This is a genomic window from Flexithrix dorotheae DSM 6795, from assembly GCF_000379765.1.
GTDB classification, from domain to species: Bacteria; Bacteroidota; Bacteroidia; order Cytophagales; family Flammeovirgaceae; genus Flexithrix; species Flexithrix dorotheae.
The window spans coordinates 468,854-489,390 of the sequence record NZ_KB903431.1 but is presented as its reverse complement, the minus strand read 5'-3'; the positions used below and the strand labels follow the sequence as shown (position 1 = coordinate 489,390).

Below are 20,537 nucleotides of genomic sequence, written 5' to 3'. Positions count from 1 at the left end.
ATGCAGGTTTTAACAAACGAAATTGAAAATAATCCAATGAATAAATATATAAAAATCCTTTTGTTACTTTTATTAACTTCTCCGGGTTTGTTTGCCCAGGGAGGCCAGGGAAATGCGGACTGGAAACAGGCCCAAAGTGACCTGGAAGATGCCAAACTTTTGATTGAAAAGGAAAAGATCTTGGAATTGCCCACCGCACCCCGGGATTATAGTAAAATGACAAAAGTGGAAAAAGAGGGTGCTAAAATGCCCTTAAATTACCAGTTGCAATCAGTGGAGATTAATCTGGAATCTATTGATCCTCCATTATCACCAGTAGAAATTGTTAATGAAAAACCACTAAATCTGGACCAGACTGAAAATTATTTTAAAGCGGGAGTTGGGAATTACCAGACTCCATATTTGGAAGGGTACTTTAATATGGGCAATGCAGAAAATTATCAATACGGTGTATATTTAAGGCATTTGTCTTCGCAAACCGGGCCGGTAGATAAGGAAAACTCAGGTACCAGTAACAACAATATTGATATTTTTGGAGATTACTTTATTGGAAATGGGCAAATTCATGCCGATTTAGGTTATGACAGAAGAATGGTCCATTTTTATGGATATGACAGCATTCCAAGTGACATTACTTTCGATCCCGATAGCATCAAACAAATTTACAATATTTTTAAAGGAACCGTTTCTTATAGAAATGAAGATGAATATGCTTTAATTAATTATGAAACCGGCCTGAAATTTTACACTTTGTCCGATAAGTTTACTGCCAAGGAAAATAATTTCGATTTCTTTTTTAACGGACAATACGATTTAAGTGAAGATGCTTTCATTTCGGCCGGGGCTGATGTGATTTTTGCCCAAAGAACAGATTCTTCAAAAATTAATAGAAATCTATTTCTTTTCAATGGTGCATACAATTATCACTACGATAAACTAACGCTTAAGGCAGGTCTTGGGCTGGCTTATAATGTAGATTCATTATTCGGACAAACCAGGTTTAATGTATATCCTGATTTGAGGGTAAAATATCTGGCTATTGAGGACAAACTGGCTGTTTTTGCCAGAGTTACAGGTAAGATGGAACAACAAACCATAAAATCAACCATAACTGAAAATGCCTTTATGAACCAGAACTTTGCCCTGGCTCACACCAACCATAAGCTGGAGGCATTTGCAGGAATAGAAGCAGGACTTTCCACTAAACTGGGTCTTAATATAAACGGAGGCTATAGTTTAATTGAAAACCTTCCTTTCTTTGTAAATAATCCAACCGACCAGTCCAGGTTCGAGATTTTTTATGATGACAAGGCCACTGGTGTTTTGAACGTAAATGCAGAACTTTCTGCCACCATTGCCAACCTGAGGGCAACCTGGTCTACCAGTTATTTTAGTTATTCACTTGATACTATTTCGGAAGCCTGGCACCAGCCCACTCTGGTCAATAAACTTTTACTGACCTATAACCATGAAGACAGACTATTCCTTAATCTAGATTTCTTTAACCTGAATGGCATAAAGGCAAGAGACTTTCAAAATAATGAAACCATTACTTTAGATCCGATTTTGGATTTAAATATTAAAGCCGATTATTTGATTTTAGATAATTTATCTGCTTTTTTAGCTGTTAATAACATTTTTGCAAAGAAATATCAACGGTATTATAATTATAAAGTGAAAGGTATAAATGCTTTAGTAGGTGTGACTTATACTTTTGATTTATCTGCTTTATAAAATTTTTAAAATAGGAGCATGTTTAAATTTTCAACAAGCTCACAAGACAAACAATAAAAAGTGGTAATTGTAAATTGAATTATCACTTTTAATTCAGGCTCATAATAACAACTAGAAATGGTAGAACAATACCTCATGGAAGCTCTTTTGGAGAAAGAAAAAGTTTCTATTCCCGGATTTGGAACATTTTCAACTGAAGTAAAAAATGCCATAATCAGAGAGGATGAAGGCGTGATCATGCCTCCTACAAAAAAGGTGAATTTTGTGGATGATACGGCCTATTCTCTTGGCTATGACAGTCTGGTGGAATTTGTAGTGGAAAAAAAACATGTCACGGCTGAAGAAATTGAGGAGGATATTAAAAAATTCAATGAAAAAGTAAAAGAGGCAGTAGAGAACGGGGAAAGAATAACCATAGAAGGGCTGGGGCATTTTGAAAAGGGAGTATTCAATAATATTGCTTTCAAACCAATTGAAGAACCTAATATCTTCCCTGCGAGCTTTGGTCTTCCCAAAATTCAGGTAAAGCCAAGTGCAGTGTCTACCTCTACTAAAAACAGAGTCGGTGATCCAAAGAATAAGGATAAAAACAAAAAAATTTCGGAAGCAACATTATGGACCATTCTTGTTCCAGCTGTAGTAATCGCAGTTTTTGCAGTTTGGTTATTAATTGACAAAGGCGCTCAGGAAAAGGCATTTGCCTTAATTGATTCTTTTCAATCCTCTTCAGAAGTAGAGGAAGAACCTAAAACCATAACGCTGAATCCGGTAGGCCAAAAGGACGATCAGGGGAATTCCGAAGCGGCTAATAATGAGCCGAACCCTGCGGAAAATAATAATACACCAACGGAAAATAAAACTTCGGAACCAAATGAAAATCCAGCGCCTCAATCAACTCCTGAGGAACCAGTCTCAGCTTCTTCAGGAAATGACAATAATGGAGTTTCTTTAATCGAAAACAAGACGGGCAGATGGTATATGAGTGTGGCCAGCTTTACCAACCAGACTCAGGCTGAGAAAGGCTTGCAAAAAGCTAAAAATAAAGGATATTCGGAGGCAAAGATAGTGAAAGCCGGATCAGATAAATTCAGGCTATCGATAGCCGATTATGCAAAAAAATCGGATGCTGATCAAAAAGCTGAAGAGGCAAAATCTGATTATTCGAGTATCTGGGTTTTCAAATTTTAGCACCATAATTTTTAAATTGTATTTAACAAAGAATTAACCTTAAAATTAATTTTATATATTACTGAATAATAGCTACTTGTATTTTTATGCTTTTACTATTTTTTTAACTTATTTAAGATAATAATCTACATAATTACCTGTTTTTGTAGGGTAATTGATTTTCATTTTTTGTCAACAATTTTTAGTTCAGAAATAAATCAACCAATAAAAGAAATGGGCCAAAACCCATTTCTCCTTTTTAACATATCATTCAATAATTAAACAAATAATATGTCGGTATTACAAAATGCTCAGGAAGACACCCTTAATTTAGCCCAGGAAGGACTTACCAGTCCTATTTTACAGGATCAGGTAGAGCTTTGGGAAATAGTTTTGAAAGGCGGCTGGACTATGGCTGTTTTGGGTGTATTGGCTCTCGTGGCCTTCGCAGTTTTTGCTGAAAGAGTTTATTTATTAAAAAAGGCCAAAAAAGATCCTCAACCACTTTTGGATAAAGTAAATGCTTCTGTTTTGCGTGGAGATATTGCAGGAGCTACAGATGCCTGCAAAAATGTGGGAACTCCAATGTCCAGAATGCTGATTACCGGACTTAACCATATTGGTTCCACTTTAAAAAATATTGAAGCGTCTATTGAAAATGTAGGTAAGATTGAAATTTACCGATTAGAAAAAAATATTTCCGTGTTAGGAACTATATCTGGAGCGGCTCCAATGATTGGATTCTTCGGAACTGTAATTGGTATGATTAGGGCCTTTATTGCCATTTCTCAGGAAGAAGGTTCAATTAGTCCTAAATTACTTTCATCCGGTATCTATGAGGCCATGATTACAACTGCAGGAGGTCTTTTTGTAGGAATTATTGCCTATATCTGCTATAACTATCTGGTAAGACAGGTATCTGATGTAGTTCATAAAATGGAGGTAACATCTATTGAATTCATTGATCTGCTTCAAAAACCTAACTAAAAGCAGGTTTAAGCAAATTCTTTTAAACAGCTTGCAGTTTCTAAATTATTATTGATATAAGCACCGGTGCTTTTATTTTTGGGAAATTTTAATCTCTCATACAGGCCTTTGTGGTAAATGAAAGCACGGTTTTATTTTGATTAACTACTTAAATAGCTAATACTATGGCTTTTAGTTCAAAAAATAAGGTGGATCCTACTTTCAATATGTCCTCAATGACAGATATGATTTTCCTCCTGCTGATCTTTTTTATGCTTACATCCAATTTTGTTACACCTTCAGGGCTGGATATAAATGTGCCTTCAAGCAAGGCTTCCAAAAAAGTGATGCCTAATATTGAGGTGGGTATTACCAAAGACCTGAAATATTACGTAAATGGTATAGAAGTACCACTTGATATCCTTGAAGAAGAATTGAGGTATCATTTATCCGGTCATGAACACGATGGTATTGTGATTTCATGTGACCAGGATGTTCCGGTGCAAAACCTGGTAAATGTGGCTGGGATCGCTAAAAAGCTCAATGCGAAAGTTTCCATTTCCACAAAACCTGAATAGGGATTGATTTTAATTCTTTCCCTGTTAGTAAATAACATAATCAAAAAAAAATACCATGGAACAGGAATTAAGAGCAGAAGAAAAACGGGCGAAAATAGTGGGTATCATAAGCACTATTGTGATTTGTTCCCTATTAATTTTCATGATTTTAAATGTGGTGGTTTGGAGACCTTCTATTGAACCACTGAATGATATGGGGATAGAAGTAAACTTTGGAAATGATCTTCAAGGTAGTGGTGATATCCAAAGTAAATCGATCGCCAATGATAACAAAAGCCTAGACGAGGCGAAACCACAGCCTATACAGGAGACACCTGTAAATGAACCTACTCCGGTTCAACCTCAGGTAACGCCTCCTGCTCAAGAGGTAGTAGAAACTGAGGCTCCTCAAGAGATTGTTGCAGCTACTGATGCAGAAGTAGAAGAATCGGTAGTCGCTACCCCTAAGGAAGAGGTAAAGGAAAAACCAAAAGAGGAACCCAATGAACCAGTGGAGGAACCTCCAAAGGAAGAGCCTAAACAAGTGGTTAACCCTGCTACAACGTTGGGAGGAACCGGTACCAGTAATGAGGCCAAGCCCAATAGCAATGGTAATACCACAGGTACTGGAGATATGGGAGATCCAACTGGCAGTGTAAATGCAGATGCACTTTTAGGAAAAAGTACGGGCCAGGGAGGTTCTTCTCTGGAAATGCCAGGATGGAGATGGGAATCACCACCTGTAGTAAATGATCAATCATCCGTAACGGGAAGAATTGAATTTGAGGTAAAAATAGATGAAGATGGTGAGGTGGTGAGTGTGCAAAGAGTCATGTCATCTGTAGTTGACAGGGATATTATTGCCAAATACCAGCAATCTGTTTACGACCTTGTTTTTACACCTGTGGATCCGGGTGCTTCCAGATCGAGACTTACAAAAGGTAAAATTACATTTATTATTACTGCCAAATAGGAAAAAATAATTCCATAAAAAAGGAGGGTAAATTCATTTTTATCCTCCTTTTTTGCTTTTCTATAAAAACCAACATACAAGATAATGAATTATCAGGAGACTTTAAATTATATGTACACTCAGCTGCCTATGTTTCAAAAGGTGGGAGGCAGTGCTTTTAAAAAAAGTCTGGATAATATTTACAGGTTATGCGACCATCTGGGGAAGCCGCAAAAAAAGTTTAAATCAATTCATGTTGCAGGGACAAATGGTAAAGGGAGTTCCTCTCATTTATTAACTTCAATATTGATGGAGGCGGGCTACCAAACAGGCTTGTACACCTCCCCTCACCTCAAAAGTTTTACCGAAAGAATTAAGGTAAATGGAGCTGAAATGGAGGAAGGTAGCGTCATCGACTTTATTCAGGAAAACAAGCAATTTATTGAAGAAATATCACCTTCATTTTTTGAAATTACCGTGGCTATGGCCTTTCAATATTTTGCAAAAAAAAAGGTAGACTATGCTGTCATAGAAGTGGGCTTAGGCGGTAGGCTGGATTCTACAAATATTATTTTACCTGAATTATCTCTTATCACAAATATAGGATTTGATCACATGGATTTTTTAGGAACTACACTTCCTGAAATAGCCGGAGAAAAAGCAGGGATTATCAAAGAAGGAGTACCGGTGGTTATTTCTGAAAGCCAACAGGAAACTACTGAAGTTTTCCAAACCATAGCTCAAAAACAAAACGCCCCTATTCATTTTGCTGATTCAATTTTCAATTGTAAAAGAATAAGCGGATCGGATCAGGTTTCCATTCATAAAAGAGATAAAATTTCTAATCGGGAATTTCACTTGCCATTAATTGGAAGTCACCAGTTGAAAAACCTATGTGGGGTATTAACCGCCATGGAAGTTTTAGTGGACAAGGGAGCCATTAAAATTAATCAAAATCAGCTCGAAAAGGGAATTGAAAATGTGCTTAAAAACACAGGGCTAAAGGGAAGATGGCAGGAATTATCCAGGCAACCAAAAATAGTTTGTGATGTAGGGCATAATGAAGAAGGTATTAAAATGATTCTGGACCAAATCAAGCAAACTCAGTTTGTAAAACTTTTTATGGTTTGGGGAATGGTGAAAGATAAAGAAATCAAAAAGATATTAAATCTGTTGCCTAAAGAAGCTTATTATCTCTTTTGTCAGCCGGAAATTCCCAGAGGGTTGAATGCCGAAACACTTGGAGAAACAGCCTTTTCACAAGGATTAAAGGGAGAGGTAATCCATTCGGTAAAGGATGCTATCAAAAAGGCTAAACTAATGGCCAGTCCAGATGATTTCATCTTTATCGGGGGAAGTACTTTTGTAGTCGCGGAAATTGAAGAATTATGATCAATTTCTCCATACACTTATTTAATCGTCAATAATTTTTCCAGCCTAAGATTTTCTATTTCAGGGGAGTACAATGAGTTGTAATATTTTAAAAGTAAGATTTGGTGGGTGGTATAATCCAGGTTTAGATTGTATCTCAGGATAAATTTTTTGATTTCTTTGTTATGATATTTTAAAATTTCAGGGAGCATGGTGGTATTGAATTCTTCCATTGATACCAGACTTTCCTCAGCTTTGTAATAATAATCAAACTTTTGATCGTAGTCAGACAACAGTGGACTTTGCTGAAGCATGTCTTTTTCCAATGGTCCTCCATATTGCTTCCTCCATACTTCCACTTTTCCTTCAAGCACTAGTTCATAAAAGTTCTTATCCTGATTAATTTCCTCATAAGTTTTAAAAACCCGCTCTACATTTAAATCTGTATCGAAATAGTTGAATGCAACAATTTCTTCTATCTGGAAGCTTTTACCTTCAGAAACACCTATAGACTGTGTGGTAAAATCTATATCAAATGCACCCTCAAAAATTCTATATCCGGGAAATTCAACTCTTCCTTTTTCTACTTTGGTAGTTTGGGAAACCCCTGGAAAATTCAAAAAGAAAACCGATAAAACTGTAAAGAAAAAATGTTTGGGAGACATAGCAAAAAATCATAAAAAATCCACCTTTATAAATAGAATTACAGGATTATATTGTTTAAAAAACTCAACTTTTCGATTAATCAAAAGAATCCCTGCATTATGAATTTACCACATTTACCGGAATTTTACCATCAATTAAAGTTAAAATACTTTCTGATACGGACAATGCCATATCAGTTCTGGATTCCAGGGTGGTTGTGCCAATATGGGGAGTTAACACTACATTATCCATTTCCAATAGTTCAGGGGAAATTTTTGGCTCATTTTCGTATACATCCAGCCCTGCTCCACAAATTTCTTTATCTTGAAGTGCAGTGACCAGAGCAGCTTCATCCACCACCGGTCCTCTGCTGGTATTCACTAAAAATGCCGTTTTTTTCATGAGGAGCAATTCTTCCCTGCCAATTAAATGGTAAGTCTCCTTTGTATAAGGAGCATGAAGGGAGATAACATCAGCCGTTTTTAAAAGTTCATTAAAAGGGAGGAAATCAGCCTGAAATTCCTTTTCAATTTCCTTCGGCTTTTTTGATCGGTTAAAATACACCACCTTCATTCCAAAAGCATTGGCCCGCCTTGCCACAGCTTTCCCAATATTCCCGAAGCCAATAATACCTAAAGTTTTCCCATACATCCGTGTTCCCAAATTTTGCATAAAATCCCATTTGAAATCTGGATTCTCCCTCAGTTTTCTGTCCAGTGCTGTTATATTTCGCATAAGGGAAACCATCAGACCAAAGGCTATTTCGGCTGTTGGTTCAATTACGGGATCAGGAGTATTAGTTACTAACACACCTTTTTTCTTTGCATATACGGTATTTATACTATCATAACCTACCCCGTAGTTTGCGATAATTTTAAGCTTTTTGGCTTTATCCAGAAGCTGTTCATCAATTTTCACCCCTCCGGTAAGTATTAGTCCATCATATGATTCAATCACCTCATAAATGGCATCATAATTCATTCCATCAGGATTAGGAATTTCTAAATTTACTGATTGCTGAAGTTTTTCTATTCCGGGTTGAGGTAAATGATGGGTAAGTAAAATTTTATACATAATGGCAAATTTTCAAATATTCCTGTTAATTTCTTTTCGGCCTGTTTTTTAAATACCAGTCTCTAAAACTTTCTTTAGGGGGCTTTGGAAGTTCCCGTGCCTTACCCCACACATTAAATTTATTATAAATCATGAATCTTGGCAAAACTGACAGGCTATTTCTGGCAATTTTTCCCAAAGTTCTGTAAAGTTTGGGTTTGGTGAAAACATAGCCCATTACCTTCATACCCATTTTTTTTGAGGGAGCCAAATGGCCCTCTTTAGCAATAATTTGCCTCCATTTATATAATTGTGTATGGATATCGATTTTCACGGGGCACACTGCACTACACGAACCACATAAAGAAGAGGCAAAGGGAAGAGTACTATGTTCTTTCAAATCCTTTCCAGGAGAAAGAATGGATCCAATTGGCCCCGGTACAGTATAACCATAACTATGTCCCCCACTTCGTCTGTAAACCGGGCAGGTATTCATACAGGCACCGCACCGGATACAATTCAACGATTTCCTGAAATCTTCTCGCCCCAATTGTTCAGATCTTCCATTATCTACAATTACAATATGCATTTCAGAACCGGGTTTTGGTTTCTGAAAATGAGAGGAATAAGTTGTAATTGCCTGACCAGTAGCACTTCTAGCCAAAATCCTTAAAAAAACACTTAAATGCTTTAATTGAGGTATAATTTTCTCCACACCCATGCAGGCAATGTGTAAAGGAGTCATATTCACTCCCAAATCGGCATTTCCCTCATTGGTACAAACCACTACCCCACCTGTTTCGGCCATAGCAAAATTCACCCCTGTAATAGCAGCATCCGCTTTCAAAAACTTTTCCCTTAGATGATTTCTGGCGGAAGTTGTTAAATATTGAGGGTCACTGGCTCCTTTTTCAGTACCAATATGCTCATGGAAAATTTCCCCAACCTCCTCTTTCCTTTTATGAATTGCCGGCAAAACTATATGGCTTGGAGGTTCTTTGGCCAACTGAACAATTCTTTCTCCCAAGTCAGTATCAATTACTTCCATACCATTTTTCTCCAAATAAGGGTTCAAATGGCACTCCTCCGTAAGCATAGATTTACTTTTCACCAGCTTTTTTACTCCCTTTGCCTTTAATATTTCATGAACAATCCGATTATGTTCTTTAGCATTTTTTGCCCAATGAACTTTTATTCCATTAGATTGGGCATTTTTTTCAAATTCGATAAGGTAATTATCCAGGTTGGAAAGCACATTTGCCTTAATAGCTGAAGCTTCCTCCCTAAGTTGTTCCCATTCAGGAATGCCATGAGTGGCTATATCTCTTTTCTTTCTTACAAACCAAAGCGCTTTATCGTGCCACTCAGTTTTCGCTTCATCCTTATTAAATTCTGCTGCAGCCTTGGGGTGATTCATGATAATATTTTTGAATTTAAATTTCCTTTGAAATGATTTAAAACTGTTTTTATTCAACAAATGCAAGAATTACATAGCCTGGTTTAGTATCTCGGCAATATGCATTACCTTAATGGAATTCCCCTGCCTGTTGATTAAACCTTCCAGATGCATTAGGCAAGACATATCTCCTCCTGTGAGAATTTCCGCCTCATGTGCGATATGATCTTTTATTCTGTCTTTTCCCATCTTTACAGAAACCGCTTCTTCTGCCACGGCAAAAGTACCACCAAAACCACAGCACTCATCTTTTCTTTCCAATTCAATAAGATCCAGGCCTTTAATTTTATCCAAAAGGTTTCTCATTTTGGAATAATCTTCACCGACAATTTCTGAAGATTGAGCCAATCCCAGACCTCTTTGTCCATGACAGCTCACATGTAATCCAACCTTACGTGAAAATATTTTTTCAAAAGAATTCACCTTCACGATATCTGTTAAAAATTCACATAATTCAAATACATTATCCAAATGCGCATGTTCTTTAATATGAAGCACACAACTTCCTGAAGGACCAACTATGTAATCGAAGTTCTTGAAATTCTCCTTGAACAATCTGGTGGTGGCAAAACTATCATTTTCACAACCAGAATTGGCCATTGGCTGTCCACAGCAAGTTTGGTCTAATGGATACTCGACCTCTAATCCCAATTTCTCCAGTAGTTCCAGGGTGGCTACACCTACATTTGGATAGAATTGTTCAATATAGCATGGGATAAACAATCCGATTTTCATTTTCTTAATTTCAGGTTTTAAGGGAAGAATTAACCGCCTATCCTCCCCTGGATTTTTTCAAATTCCTTATAAAACACCAATATTAATCATTAATAATATTTATTCTCTCCTGACCTTTCCTGAAATTAGGATAACATTTACCCTAATGGAAGAATTGGAAATTAAATCGGGAAGGATTTTCAAGGCATTCTCCAGTTAAGTATATTAATTACCAGAATCCATTCATATTCACCAATCGTATAATTTAATTATTCAATATATTTACCAAATCGTATCAATAGGTATATTATCAATAATTCACTAATTAATAAATCCGCTCTATTAAAATGGGATTTTTATCTAAAGTTTTTGGCAAAAAAACTAAAAAACCTGCCGCAATTAAATGTCATGTATCTGAGACTTTATTGGAATATGGAGAAGGCTACTTACTGACATCTGCACAAATAATCGATTCTAAATCCTTCTGGGACTTAATCATGTTACAACCAGAAACTAAATCTTATACCATTGCTCATTTTGAACAAAACGATCCTTCTGCCACTCAAATGAGAGGCATGATATTTAATAAGTATGCGTCAAAAAATGACCCTTGGATCGTTTCAGACACTTATGCTAAATTATTTGAGATTGACCACGAACTGGCTCAAAATCAAGCGAAAGAATGGTGGGAATCGGGGAAATCCTATAAACCAGAAACATGTGGTCCTGCCAATGAGAATATGAGCAAAGAAAAATTCGAATCTATAAAGAACTATGCAGTAATGGAAGCCGGGAAAGAAGAATAAGTTCTTAAAGAAATATATTGAGGAACCCAAAAATAAGGGAGATCGCTTTTTCAATCTCCTTTTTTTATAAAAAATATTGAAGTACAAAATCCAGAATTTATCTATTTAAATCTGTTTTGTTAAAATCTCCTCTCCCATCTCATAATTTTCTTCCTATTAAATTGGATGATATAATTCATTACTAAATTCCATATAATTCAAAATTGGAAAAAGAAAAAAAGGACTGTTTCATAAATGAAACAGTCCTTTTTTTTTTAGGTTTTATTTTAGATTAATATCCACTAACAAGAGTAATATCTGCCCATTTATGAGGGGATTCATTTTGTGCCTCATCCTTAAATTTCACAAACACTCTTTTCAATCCTTCCCCGGGTTCAAGATCCCATTCTCTTGAGGCAACATATGGTTCCCAAATAGCTCCTTCAAATTTGGAATCATTTGAAATCATCATATAATCTGCATTCCGTGCTTTAATGGTAAGATTTACCCTTGTATTATCCGTAGATTGCTTATCTCCATCAATTTTCACATATTGAGGGATAGGAGGTTGAGTATCCAGAATTACCTTATCACTTGCAATAGAAGACTCGTTTCTGGCCTTATCTCTAAATTTCACATAAACTACCTTTGGACCGTCTCCTCCTAATAAAGTCCAGTTCTTTTTCTCTGCATATGGCTCCCATTTTCCCGATTTAAAATGATTACTATTACTAATAATCATTTCTTCAGCTCCCTCCGCTTTTATATTAATTACTGCATTATTTGTAGGATCATTGGAATATTTTATTCCATCCTGAGTAACAATAGCCGCTTCAATAATTAATTCTTCTCCTACAGGTTCCTGTCTATCCAATAATACACTTGCCACAACAGGTGAAGTTTCATTTTCTGCCTTATCTTTAAATTTGGCGTAAACTTTTTTCTCCCCATCTTCTGGAGAAAGCAGCCAATTTTGATAAATTCCCTGATAGGGAATCCATTCAGCATTTTCAAAGTTCTGAGTATTACTAATCATCATAAATGCCGCCTCTTTGGCATAAAGATCAAGGGTAACATAACCACTAACATCTGTACAATACTTTGCCCCTCTGTCTATGGAAATTCTTCCCTGCTTAGGCGCTTCCCTATCCACCCCAATTCTTGCAAATGCAGTTTTCGAAACATTTCCAATATGATCCTTAAACTGGACATAAACTGTTTTCAAGCCATCAGGGCCCATAAGTCTCCAATCAGCAGTTTCTGCATATGGTATCCAAGGTGAATCAGAATTATCAGGTTCTTTAAAATCGAACCTGTTACTAAATCTCATTTCGACTGCATCTTCAGCAAAAAGTTTCAGTTTTACCAGTTTATTTGTGTTATTGGTAATTTTTCCTCCATCATTAATTTCAACCGTTCCTTCTTTTGGAGGAGTCCTGTCAAGTAGAATAGAGTCACCATATATTGGGGAAATATTTCCTGCCTTGTCTTTAAATCTAACAAATACTTGTTTCTCTCCATCATTTCCTGCTAATACCCAATTAAAGTTTAGATTTGAGTACCCTTGCCATCTTGAACTTTTAAAATCCTCATCGTTTCCAACCTGCATTAAAATTGCATCTTTTGCTTTAACTTTTACCAATACTACTTTATCAGGATGCATAGTTACCTCCTGACCTTTATCAACTGTAATTTCGCAGGCATATGGAGGTTTCCTGTCCAAAATAATATCATCAACTTCATGTTCAGATTCATTTCCTGCAAAATCCTTGTACTTGACTAAAACTGTTTTGATTCCATCTTCTCCTTCTAATTTCCAGTTCTTATGCTTAGTATAAGGCTCCCAGGTAGCCCCACTAAAAGTTGGGTCATTACTCACCATCATAAAATCAGCCCCTCTTGCAAATAATTGAAGTTTTACATTTTTATCTTCATCCGTACAGAATTCGTTATTGTTATCAATAGAAATTTTACAATCAACCGGAGGTTGAGTATCTACCTCAGCTTTATCATGGGCAACTTCTGAAATATTTCCTGCCTTATCTCTAAATTTAATAAATACAGACCTGTCACCATCATTAGATCCTCCAAGTTCCCAATTGTCATACTTTGATTTAAACTTTTCCCACCTGGCTCCATAAAAACTACTGATATTACTTATCATCATATAATCAGCATCTACAGCATTAATTTGTAATCCAACTACTTTTGCATCATTGCTGATAATTGATTGCCCTGCAATACTGTCATATGAAGCACCTTCTGATACAATTTTTATGAATGGTTGTTGTGGTGGAGTTTTATCTAAAATGATATCATCCCTGTAAACTTTAGATTCATTACCGGCTTTATCTCTAAATTTCACATAAACAGTTTTTTCTCCATCAGAATCAGAGACTAACCAACTGGGAATATTTTGAGTGTAGCCAATCCACTCACTGCCATTAAATGAACTATCGTTTCCGATAATCATTTCTGAAGCCTGAGTAGCAAGAATTTTTAAATGAATATCACTGTAGCTTCTGGTATATTTACTGCCGTTATTGATTAACAATAAACCATTAGATGGAGGTTTAGTATCTACCAAAATATTATCAGAAACTACTGAGGATTGATTCCCAACTTCGTCTCTGAATTTCACATACACATCTTTTTGTCCATCCCCATCAGGTAATTCCCATTCAATTGTTTCAGTAAAAGGGATCCATCCTTCTTCTCCACCTCTAATAATCATTTCAGAAGCACCCTCAGCCTTTAGTTTAAGTTTTACGGTTTTATTTTTTGCGTAAATAGCTCCTGATTCAATTTCTACTTTACAATTTACGGGAGGTAATAAATCCAGAGTAATATCAGCTGAAACAGCTTCACAAATATTCCCAGCTTTATCCTTAAACTGAGCATAGATTGTTTTTTTTCCATTAGATGGAGTAAGTTTCCAGGATTTCACAGCTGTTCTGAAAGGCACCCAGGGTGCACTTAAAAAATCTACTCTGTTACTCACTCTCATCTGGTGAGCATCCATTGCACCCAATTCCAGTTGAACCGTTTTTGCTTTATTGTTGGTAAAAGCTTTCCCTCCGTTTACCAAAATTGTGGCATCTGTTGGAGGAGTTCTGTCCAGTTCTATGGTAGCAGTAATTGTTTCGGATATATTACCATCAGAATCTCTAAATTTAGCATAAATGGTTTTTACACCATCCTCCCCTGCAAGTCTCCAATGAGGAATTCTGGATTCAAACTTTTCCCATCTGGCACCTGTATAACTACCATTATTGCTAATCATAATTTCTTTTGCACCTACTGCTTCAATAGTTAAGGAAACTTTCTTTTCCTTATTATTGGTCACCACTTTTCCTCCATCAATGGTAATCACCCCTGTTAATCCCATTGTTTGCCCTAATGTAAACCCTGAAATGGTAAGAAATAGGCCAAACAGGAATAATCTAAGTATAGATATCATCATTCTTCAGTTGATATTTTTCAAAAAACTAAATTGAATACGTCTTTTTTATTTTTATAGTATTGAAGGATATTTTAAGATTGTTTTGACCAATTGTTAATTAAGGTTGGTTTTATATACAAAATCCCTTACAATTCCTTAATTTAAAAGACTGAAAGGGGATAAAAAGTCGATTTTTAATTGGTAAAATAACGTGTGATGGGAGTTCTTGTTTGATTTCTGGTCTAGAAGAATTTTTTTCATCTCTTTTAGAGGTAAGGTTTCCACCAAAAATCAACCTTTTTTACAAACAAATTTTCAAGTAATGATACTGAAAAACTCAGAAGGTAAGTTTAAACTCAGTTCTTTCATTAGGCATGGAATTAACAGTTAAAGAACCTTTGTGAAGCTGCATTATTTGTCTGGACAAACTTAAACCTATTCCAGACCCCTCTTTTTTTGTTGTATAAAATGGAATAAAAATTTGATTAAGTGCCTCTGGAATAATCCCTGGTCCATTATCAGCCACAATTATAGTAGTATGATGATTTTCGTCCAATCCCCCTATTAATTCAACTACTCCATTTTGTTTTCCCTCAACAGCCTGAGTAGCATTTTTAAGTAAATTGATCAATACCATTTCTATTAATTCAGGATCAATCGTAATTCTGAGTGAAGGATTATTTAACTGATATTTTAATTCTACTTCTTTCTTTAGAATTTCTTTTTGAAGTAGACTGACCATACCATCCAATAAATCCTTTACCAAAATCATTCGGAATTTTGGTTTTGGAATATGGGTAAAGTCTTTATAGGCATTTACAAACCTAATAAGAGCATGGCTTCTCCTTTGAATTGTAGTGAACGCTTCCTTTATATCTTCCACAGTTTCTTTTGTAATTTCAGCGGTACCAACTTCTTCAAAATTCTCGGGAAGTTCCTCTTCAAATATTTCAATCAAAGTTGAAATTAAAGAAGATATGGGAGTGATGGAATTCATAATTTCATGACGAAGCACACTGGTTAAGTTTTGCCATGATTCCAGCTCCTTTTGTTGCAATTCGTTTTGAATGTTTTTAAGTGAAATCAGCTTGTAGGATTTTCCTTTCAATCGAATTTCTGTTGCCTGAATGGATAGTTGTTGTTCATTACTCCTGAACAAAAAATTTGTTCCTGGCTCCATCTTCTGAATCATTTCCGTGAGTTGAGGATGCATATCCCCTAATTCAGAAATATTTAAAATATTATTTATAAATAACAATCGACAAGCAGCAGTATTGAGCAACTGTATTTGGCCATCCAGATCAAAGGAAATTAATCCGATGCCTACATGTTGAACCACCGTATTTAAATATTGCCAATGCTCCTCTTTTTCAGACCTTGCCTGCCTAAAAGCTTCTAAAACCTCATTAAACGAGGCATTTAATTCTTTAAAGCTTTTGCCTAATTTATTGTCTGCGGCAAACCCTGATGCAAAATCTGAGTACTTTATATACTCCAAAAAACGAGTAAGTTTTCTGTTTGTATTTTCTACATAATGGTATAAATTGAAAGCAATGTAAATGGCCAAAAATGCAATTAATACGGCACTTAAATGCTTTTCTTGTTCAAACCATAAGTAGACAAATATTATCAGGGTAACCGTAAGGGAGATTACACGAATCCCTATCCCTAACTTAAAATTTTTAAAGTTCATATTTTTCTAATCTTCTATACAATGAAGACCTGGTTAAACCTAGTTCGCTGGCCGCTTTACTTATATTACCATTGTGTTTTTGCAACACTTTTCTAATCAGAATTTTTTCCACTTTCTCTAAATCATAATCTTCAAGCGAAATTTCGTCTCCACTTCTCTCCGGAGACTTTTGTCCTCCGGCTCCACTAAAGAAAAACTGTTCTGGTTCCAGTACCGAGCCCTGGCTCATAATTACAGCCCGCTCCATGGCATGTTGCAATTCTCTAATATTTCCCGGCCAGTGGTATTTCTGCATTCTTTTTAATAGAGCAGGGCTCAAAGCTCTCACCGTTTTATTATATTTTTTATTATAGAATTTTAAAAAATGATCTGCCAATAATGGAATATCTTCTATTCTTTCTCTTAATGGAGGCAAATTTATTTCAATCGTGTTTATTCTGTATAATAAATCCTGCCTGAAGGTTTTTTCCTTCACCATATCATACAGATGCATATTCGTAGCACAAATTAGTCTTATATTTATCGTTCTTTGCTTGTTGGAACCCACTCTTGTCACCGTTCGGTTTTGCAAAACTGTTAAAAGTTTAGCCTGAAGAGGTAAAGATAAATTCCCAATTTCGTCCAAAAATATGGAACCACCTGAGGCTGTTTCAAATCTTCCGGGGCGGTCTTCTTTGGCATCTGTAAATGCACCTTTAACATGCCCAAACAATTCACTTTCAAATAGTGTTTCACTTACTGCTCCTAAGTCTACACTCATGAAAATTTCTTCAGATCTGTTGGATTGCTGATGAATAGCTTTGGCGATAAGTTCCTTACCAGTCCCATTTTCACCTAATATTAAAATATTAGCATCAGTTTTTGCTACAAGGGAAATCGTTTCAAAAATCTTGAGCATGGATGGGCTTTGGCCAATAATTTCGGGAAAGGATTTATTTATATCATGGGTCAGTTGCTTTTGCTTAATCTTGAGTTCATCCAGTTCAGTTCGCGATTCTTTAAGTTTAATAGCCGAAGACAAGGTGGCCAGTAATTTCTCATTTTCCCAGGGTTTTAATACAAAATCAGTGGCTCCTTCTTTGATGGTTTTCACAGCCATTTCAATGCCTCCGTAAGCCGTAATCATCACAACCACAGCAGAAGGATCAATCTCCAAAATTTTATCCAACCAAAGAAACCCTTCGTGCCCACTACTTACATCTTTGGTAAAATTCATATCCAGCAAAATCACATCATAATTTTCATTATTTAGCAAATCAGGAATATTCTCCGGATTTTTCTCTACATCCACCTGTAGGAAGTGCCTTTTGAGAAAAAGTCGCCCCGCTCTTAAGATATCCTCATTATCATCAATAATTAAAATCTTCCCACTTTTATTAACCTTTTTGCCCATGACCTGAATTTGTTTTCTTTTTTTACGAACTTTTCTGCTAAAGCTAATAATTACCTATGATAAAATTAAAAAAATTAAGGACTTGCGGTATATTTTTCATTTGTATGCCATTTCATAATGGTTATGTTAATTTTGTTTGAAGTCTTATGGATTTAAATTATTAGTAGTTTGAAGGATACTAACTTACTTATTTTGAAAGGTAAATTTTTAAAGATAATTTTGAAACAGCTGATTTTTCATACAAAATCCACCTTCTCATTTTACGGAGGAATGACCACTCCAGATCAGCCATTTTTTTATTTTCACACAAATTTTTCGAGTTGAAAAACTATGCGAGAAGCCCCTATTATCACTTTTGGTTTTAAATTCGTTAATCGCTTTGGATTCCCGGATAGCCTTCTGCGCAAGACAGGAAGTGTGAGCAGAGATGGATTAATTCTGAATGAAGAAATCATTTTCTATAGGGATATTTTTAAAATTGAACGACACAGGAACACCATCGTAGTGGTGCTCATGCCTTATTCTACGGTTAGCAAAAAATTGAGTAAATATTTTTTTAAGGGATACTCCTCATTTGTAATAAACATAGGTGGTTTTGCCGATGAAGTGCAGTCCATTATTAACCGAAGAATTTCTTCTGCCCGAACTGCTGACAGTAAACTTGAATTGACAGAAGAGGAAATAAAAAACAATTTTAAAACTATAAATTGCCCTGTTTGTGATGCCAATATCAATTTAACAGATCTTGTGCCTTCGGTTTATATTCATTGTAATTATTGTGAAACTGTTTTTGACCATTATTCCAACCTGATTCCCGGAGGCAGGACATATAAAATATGTCCTGAAACAGGCCTCTTTGACCGGGTAAAAATCTACTACGAATACCAAATTTATTTCAATAGAAATACATTCAGGTTTAAGTTTCGAAAGTTTTTTTGTGGAGACACCTATGTTCATCTTATTTTCGAAAGGAATTTCTGGAAAAACTTTTCCATGCTTATTGGAGTAATTCCCACTGCTATTGAAAAAATAAGATCCACCTCTAACAGGAACCAAAATTATCCTGAGTTGGTAAAAGCCAACATTGCGGTATTGGAAGGAAGAATCCATGAAGTTGAATTTTTGTATGACCAGATGCTTATGAGAAATAAACATCACCCTGGTCTTTACCTCAACCTTGGCATGGGGTATTTAGAAATTGGGAAAAAGGATAAAGCAGGTTTCCATCTGAAAAAAGCCCTTGAGAGTTGTAGCAATTACAAACCTGCCCTGGATCTTTTAAGAAAACACGAACCCAACTTTGTGAAACAGGATAATGTGATTTATTAAACTTTCAACAAAAAAAAAGTCGCTTATAAAAGCGACTTTTCAATTCCCATCTCAAGGCCTCTAAGTTCGGCCAGTCCTCTTAATCTTCCTATTCCTGAATAACCTGGATTAGTTTTCTTTTTCAAATCATCCAGCATTTGGTGCCCATGATCTGGCCGCATTGGAATCCTGGTAATCCCGTTTCCATCTTGTTTCCGTTTATTTTGTTCCTCGATAATGGCTTTCACCACAGCAAACATATCTACATCTCCCTCAAGGTGGTTGGCCTCATAAAAATTGCCCTTTTCATCTCGCTGAGTGCTTCTTAAGTGAATAAAATGCATCTTACCTCCATTTCTTTTTATCATTCCAGGAAGGTCATTGTCTGCCCTCACACCATAAGAACCAGTACACATGGTAAACCCATTGGATGGACTATCAATTGCACCCAGCAATTGTTGTAAATCACTTTCGGTACTTACTACCCTTGGCAAACCTAAAATAGGAAATGGAGGATCATCCGGATGAATAGCCATTTTTACCCCTGCCTTTTCGGCTGTTGGGATAATTTCATTCAAAAAAGAATACAAATTATTTCTCAGTTCCTGATCTCCTATTTCATTATAGGTATCCAGAACTTTTTGAAAATCGGTAAGAGAATATCCTTCTTCCGAGCCAGGTAATCCGGCAATAATATTGGCCGTTAACAAATCAATATCATCCTGAGTTAAGGAATCAAAATATTGCTTTGCGGCTTTTTTCTGGTCTTCTGAATAATTAACTTCGGCACCAGGTCTCTTTAAAATGTAAAGTTCAAATGCCGCAAATGCGTCAACTTCAAATCTTAATGCCTTTGACCCATCTGCCACTTCATAAGCTAGGTTTGTTCTGGTCCAGTCCAGCACAGGCATAAAATTATAACAAATTACCCCTACCCCACAAGCACCAAGGTTTTCAAGTGTAGTCTTATAATTTTCAATATAAGTTTGATAATTTCCTGTCCTTGTCTTGATCTCCTCATGAACTGGTACACTTTCTACCACAGACCAGGTTAATCCTACATCCTCCAGTGTTTGCTTTCTTTTTAGAATTTCTTCTTTTGTCCAAACAACTCCGTTTGGAATATGATGTAAAGCAGTCACAACTCCTGTTGCTCCAGCCTGTTTAATATCGGACAATGATACCGGATCGTTTGGCCCGTACCATCTCCATGTTTGTTCCATACTCATATTTTAATTTTTTAATGCACCAGATGTCTAAAAATCCCGAAGCCTAATTCTGTTTTTTAAACACCATAAAAG

16 protein-coding genes are annotated in these 20,537 nt (G+C 35.9%); 8 read left to right on the top strand and 8 right to left on the bottom strand.

The annotated features are described in order from the left end of the window. The first annotated feature begins 36 nt into the window (after positions 1–36). The 6 genes from A3EM_RS0106020 (at position 37) to A3EM_RS0105995 (ending at position 6,768) form a co-directional block, all read left to right on the top strand. Positions 37–1,734: a TonB-dependent receptor gene (locus A3EM_RS0106020; RefSeq protein WP_020527276.1), complete on the top strand. Its 1,698-nt coding sequence runs from the start codon at positions 37–39 to the stop codon at positions 1,732–1,734. Positions 1,735–1,851: 117 nt separating this feature from the next. After that, a complete protein-coding gene (locus A3EM_RS0106015; RefSeq protein ID WP_020527275.1) occupies positions 1,852–2,922 on the top strand; it encodes an HU family DNA-binding protein in 1,071 nt (356 codons plus the stop codon). A gap of 270 nt (positions 2,923–3,192) precedes the next feature. Next, positions 3,193–3,888, top strand: a complete 696-nt coding sequence (locus tag A3EM_RS0106010; protein WP_020527274.1) for a MotA/TolQ/ExbB proton channel family protein — start codon at positions 3,193–3,195, stop codon at positions 3,886–3,888. Between the two features lie 164 nt (positions 3,889–4,052). After that, complete coding sequence (locus tag A3EM_RS0106005; protein ID WP_020527273.1) at positions 4,053–4,445, top strand: ExbD/TolR family protein; 393 nt, start codon at positions 4,053–4,055, stop codon at positions 4,443–4,445. Positions 4,446–4,500: 55 nt separating this feature from the next. Beyond that, a complete protein-coding gene (locus A3EM_RS0106000) occupies positions 4,501–5,397 on the top strand; it encodes a hypothetical protein (protein WP_020527272.1) in 897 nt (298 codons plus the stop codon). An 84-nt stretch (positions 5,398–5,481) separates the two neighbouring features. Further along, complete coding sequence (locus A3EM_RS0105995) at positions 5,482–6,768, top strand: bifunctional folylpolyglutamate synthase/dihydrofolate synthase (protein ID WP_020527270.1); 1,287 nt, start codon at positions 5,482–5,484, stop codon at positions 6,766–6,768. 17 nt (positions 6,769–6,785) lie between these two features. Here A3EM_RS0105995 and A3EM_RS0105990 read toward each other — a convergent pair whose 3' ends face one another. The 4 genes from A3EM_RS0105990 to A3EM_RS0105975 form a co-directional block, all read right to left on the bottom strand. Continuing rightward, entirely contained in the window at positions 6,786–7,412 is a 627-nt protein-coding gene (locus tag A3EM_RS0105990; RefSeq protein ID WP_020527269.1) for a hypothetical protein, read from the bottom strand. A 97-nt stretch (positions 7,413–7,509) separates the two neighbouring features. Beyond that, a complete protein-coding gene (locus tag A3EM_RS0105985) occupies positions 7,510–8,466 on the bottom strand; it encodes an NAD(P)-dependent oxidoreductase (RefSeq protein WP_020527268.1) in 957 nt (318 codons plus the stop codon). Between the two features lie 25 nt (positions 8,467–8,491). Then, on the bottom strand, positions 8,492–9,862 hold the full coding sequence (locus tag A3EM_RS0105980) for a LutB/LldF family L-lactate oxidation iron-sulfur protein (RefSeq protein WP_020527267.1): 1,371 nt from the start codon (positions 9,860–9,862) through the stop codon (positions 8,492–8,494). A gap of 69 nt (positions 9,863–9,931) precedes the next feature. After that, complete coding sequence (locus A3EM_RS0105975) at positions 9,932–10,636, bottom strand: (Fe-S)-binding protein (RefSeq protein WP_020527266.1); 705 nt, start codon at positions 10,634–10,636, stop codon at positions 9,932–9,934. A gap of 326 nt (positions 10,637–10,962) precedes the next feature. On the opposite strand from A3EM_RS0105975, the gene A3EM_RS0105970 reads away from it, so the two are divergent. Next, positions 10,963–11,421, top strand: coding sequence for a hypothetical protein (locus A3EM_RS0105970; protein ID WP_020527265.1), 459 nt, complete (start codon positions 10,963–10,965; stop codon positions 11,419–11,421). A gap of 271 nt (positions 11,422–11,692) precedes the next feature. Here the strand turns inward: A3EM_RS0105970 and A3EM_RS0105965 are convergent, their stop codons facing one another. The 3 genes from A3EM_RS0105965 to A3EM_RS0105955 all read right to left on the bottom strand — a co-directional run bounded on the left by A3EM_RS0105965 (position 11,693) and on the right by A3EM_RS0105955 (position 17,928). Further along, positions 11,693–14,863, bottom strand: coding sequence for a hypothetical protein (locus A3EM_RS0105965; RefSeq protein ID WP_157637753.1), 3,171 nt, complete (start codon positions 14,861–14,863; stop codon positions 11,693–11,695). Between the two features lie 316 nt (positions 14,864–15,179). Then, a complete protein-coding gene (locus A3EM_RS0105960; RefSeq protein WP_020527263.1) occupies positions 15,180–16,535 on the bottom strand; it encodes a sensor histidine kinase in 1,356 nt (451 codons plus the stop codon). Next, positions 16,525–17,928 (bottom strand): sigma-54-dependent transcriptional regulator, encoded by a 1,404-nt coding sequence (locus A3EM_RS0105955; protein ID WP_020527262.1) that lies wholly within the window; start codon positions 17,926–17,928, stop codon positions 16,525–16,527. The genes A3EM_RS0105960 and A3EM_RS0105955 overlap by 11 nt, the downstream gene beginning before the upstream one ends. Positions 17,929–18,258: 330 nt before the next feature. Here A3EM_RS0105955 and A3EM_RS0105945 point away from each other — a divergent pair, with 330 nt between their 5' ends. After that, entirely contained in the window at positions 18,259–19,257 is a 999-nt protein-coding gene (locus tag A3EM_RS0105945) for a tetratricopeptide repeat protein (RefSeq protein ID WP_020527260.1), read from the top strand. A 23-nt stretch (positions 19,258–19,280) separates the two neighbouring features. On the opposite strand, the gene uxuA is transcribed toward A3EM_RS0105945, so the two are convergent. After that, a complete protein-coding gene (gene uxuA / locus A3EM_RS0105940) occupies positions 19,281–20,465 on the bottom strand; it encodes a mannonate dehydratase (protein ID WP_020527259.1) in 1,185 nt (394 codons plus the stop codon). Positions 20,466–20,537 lie beyond the last annotated feature (72 nt).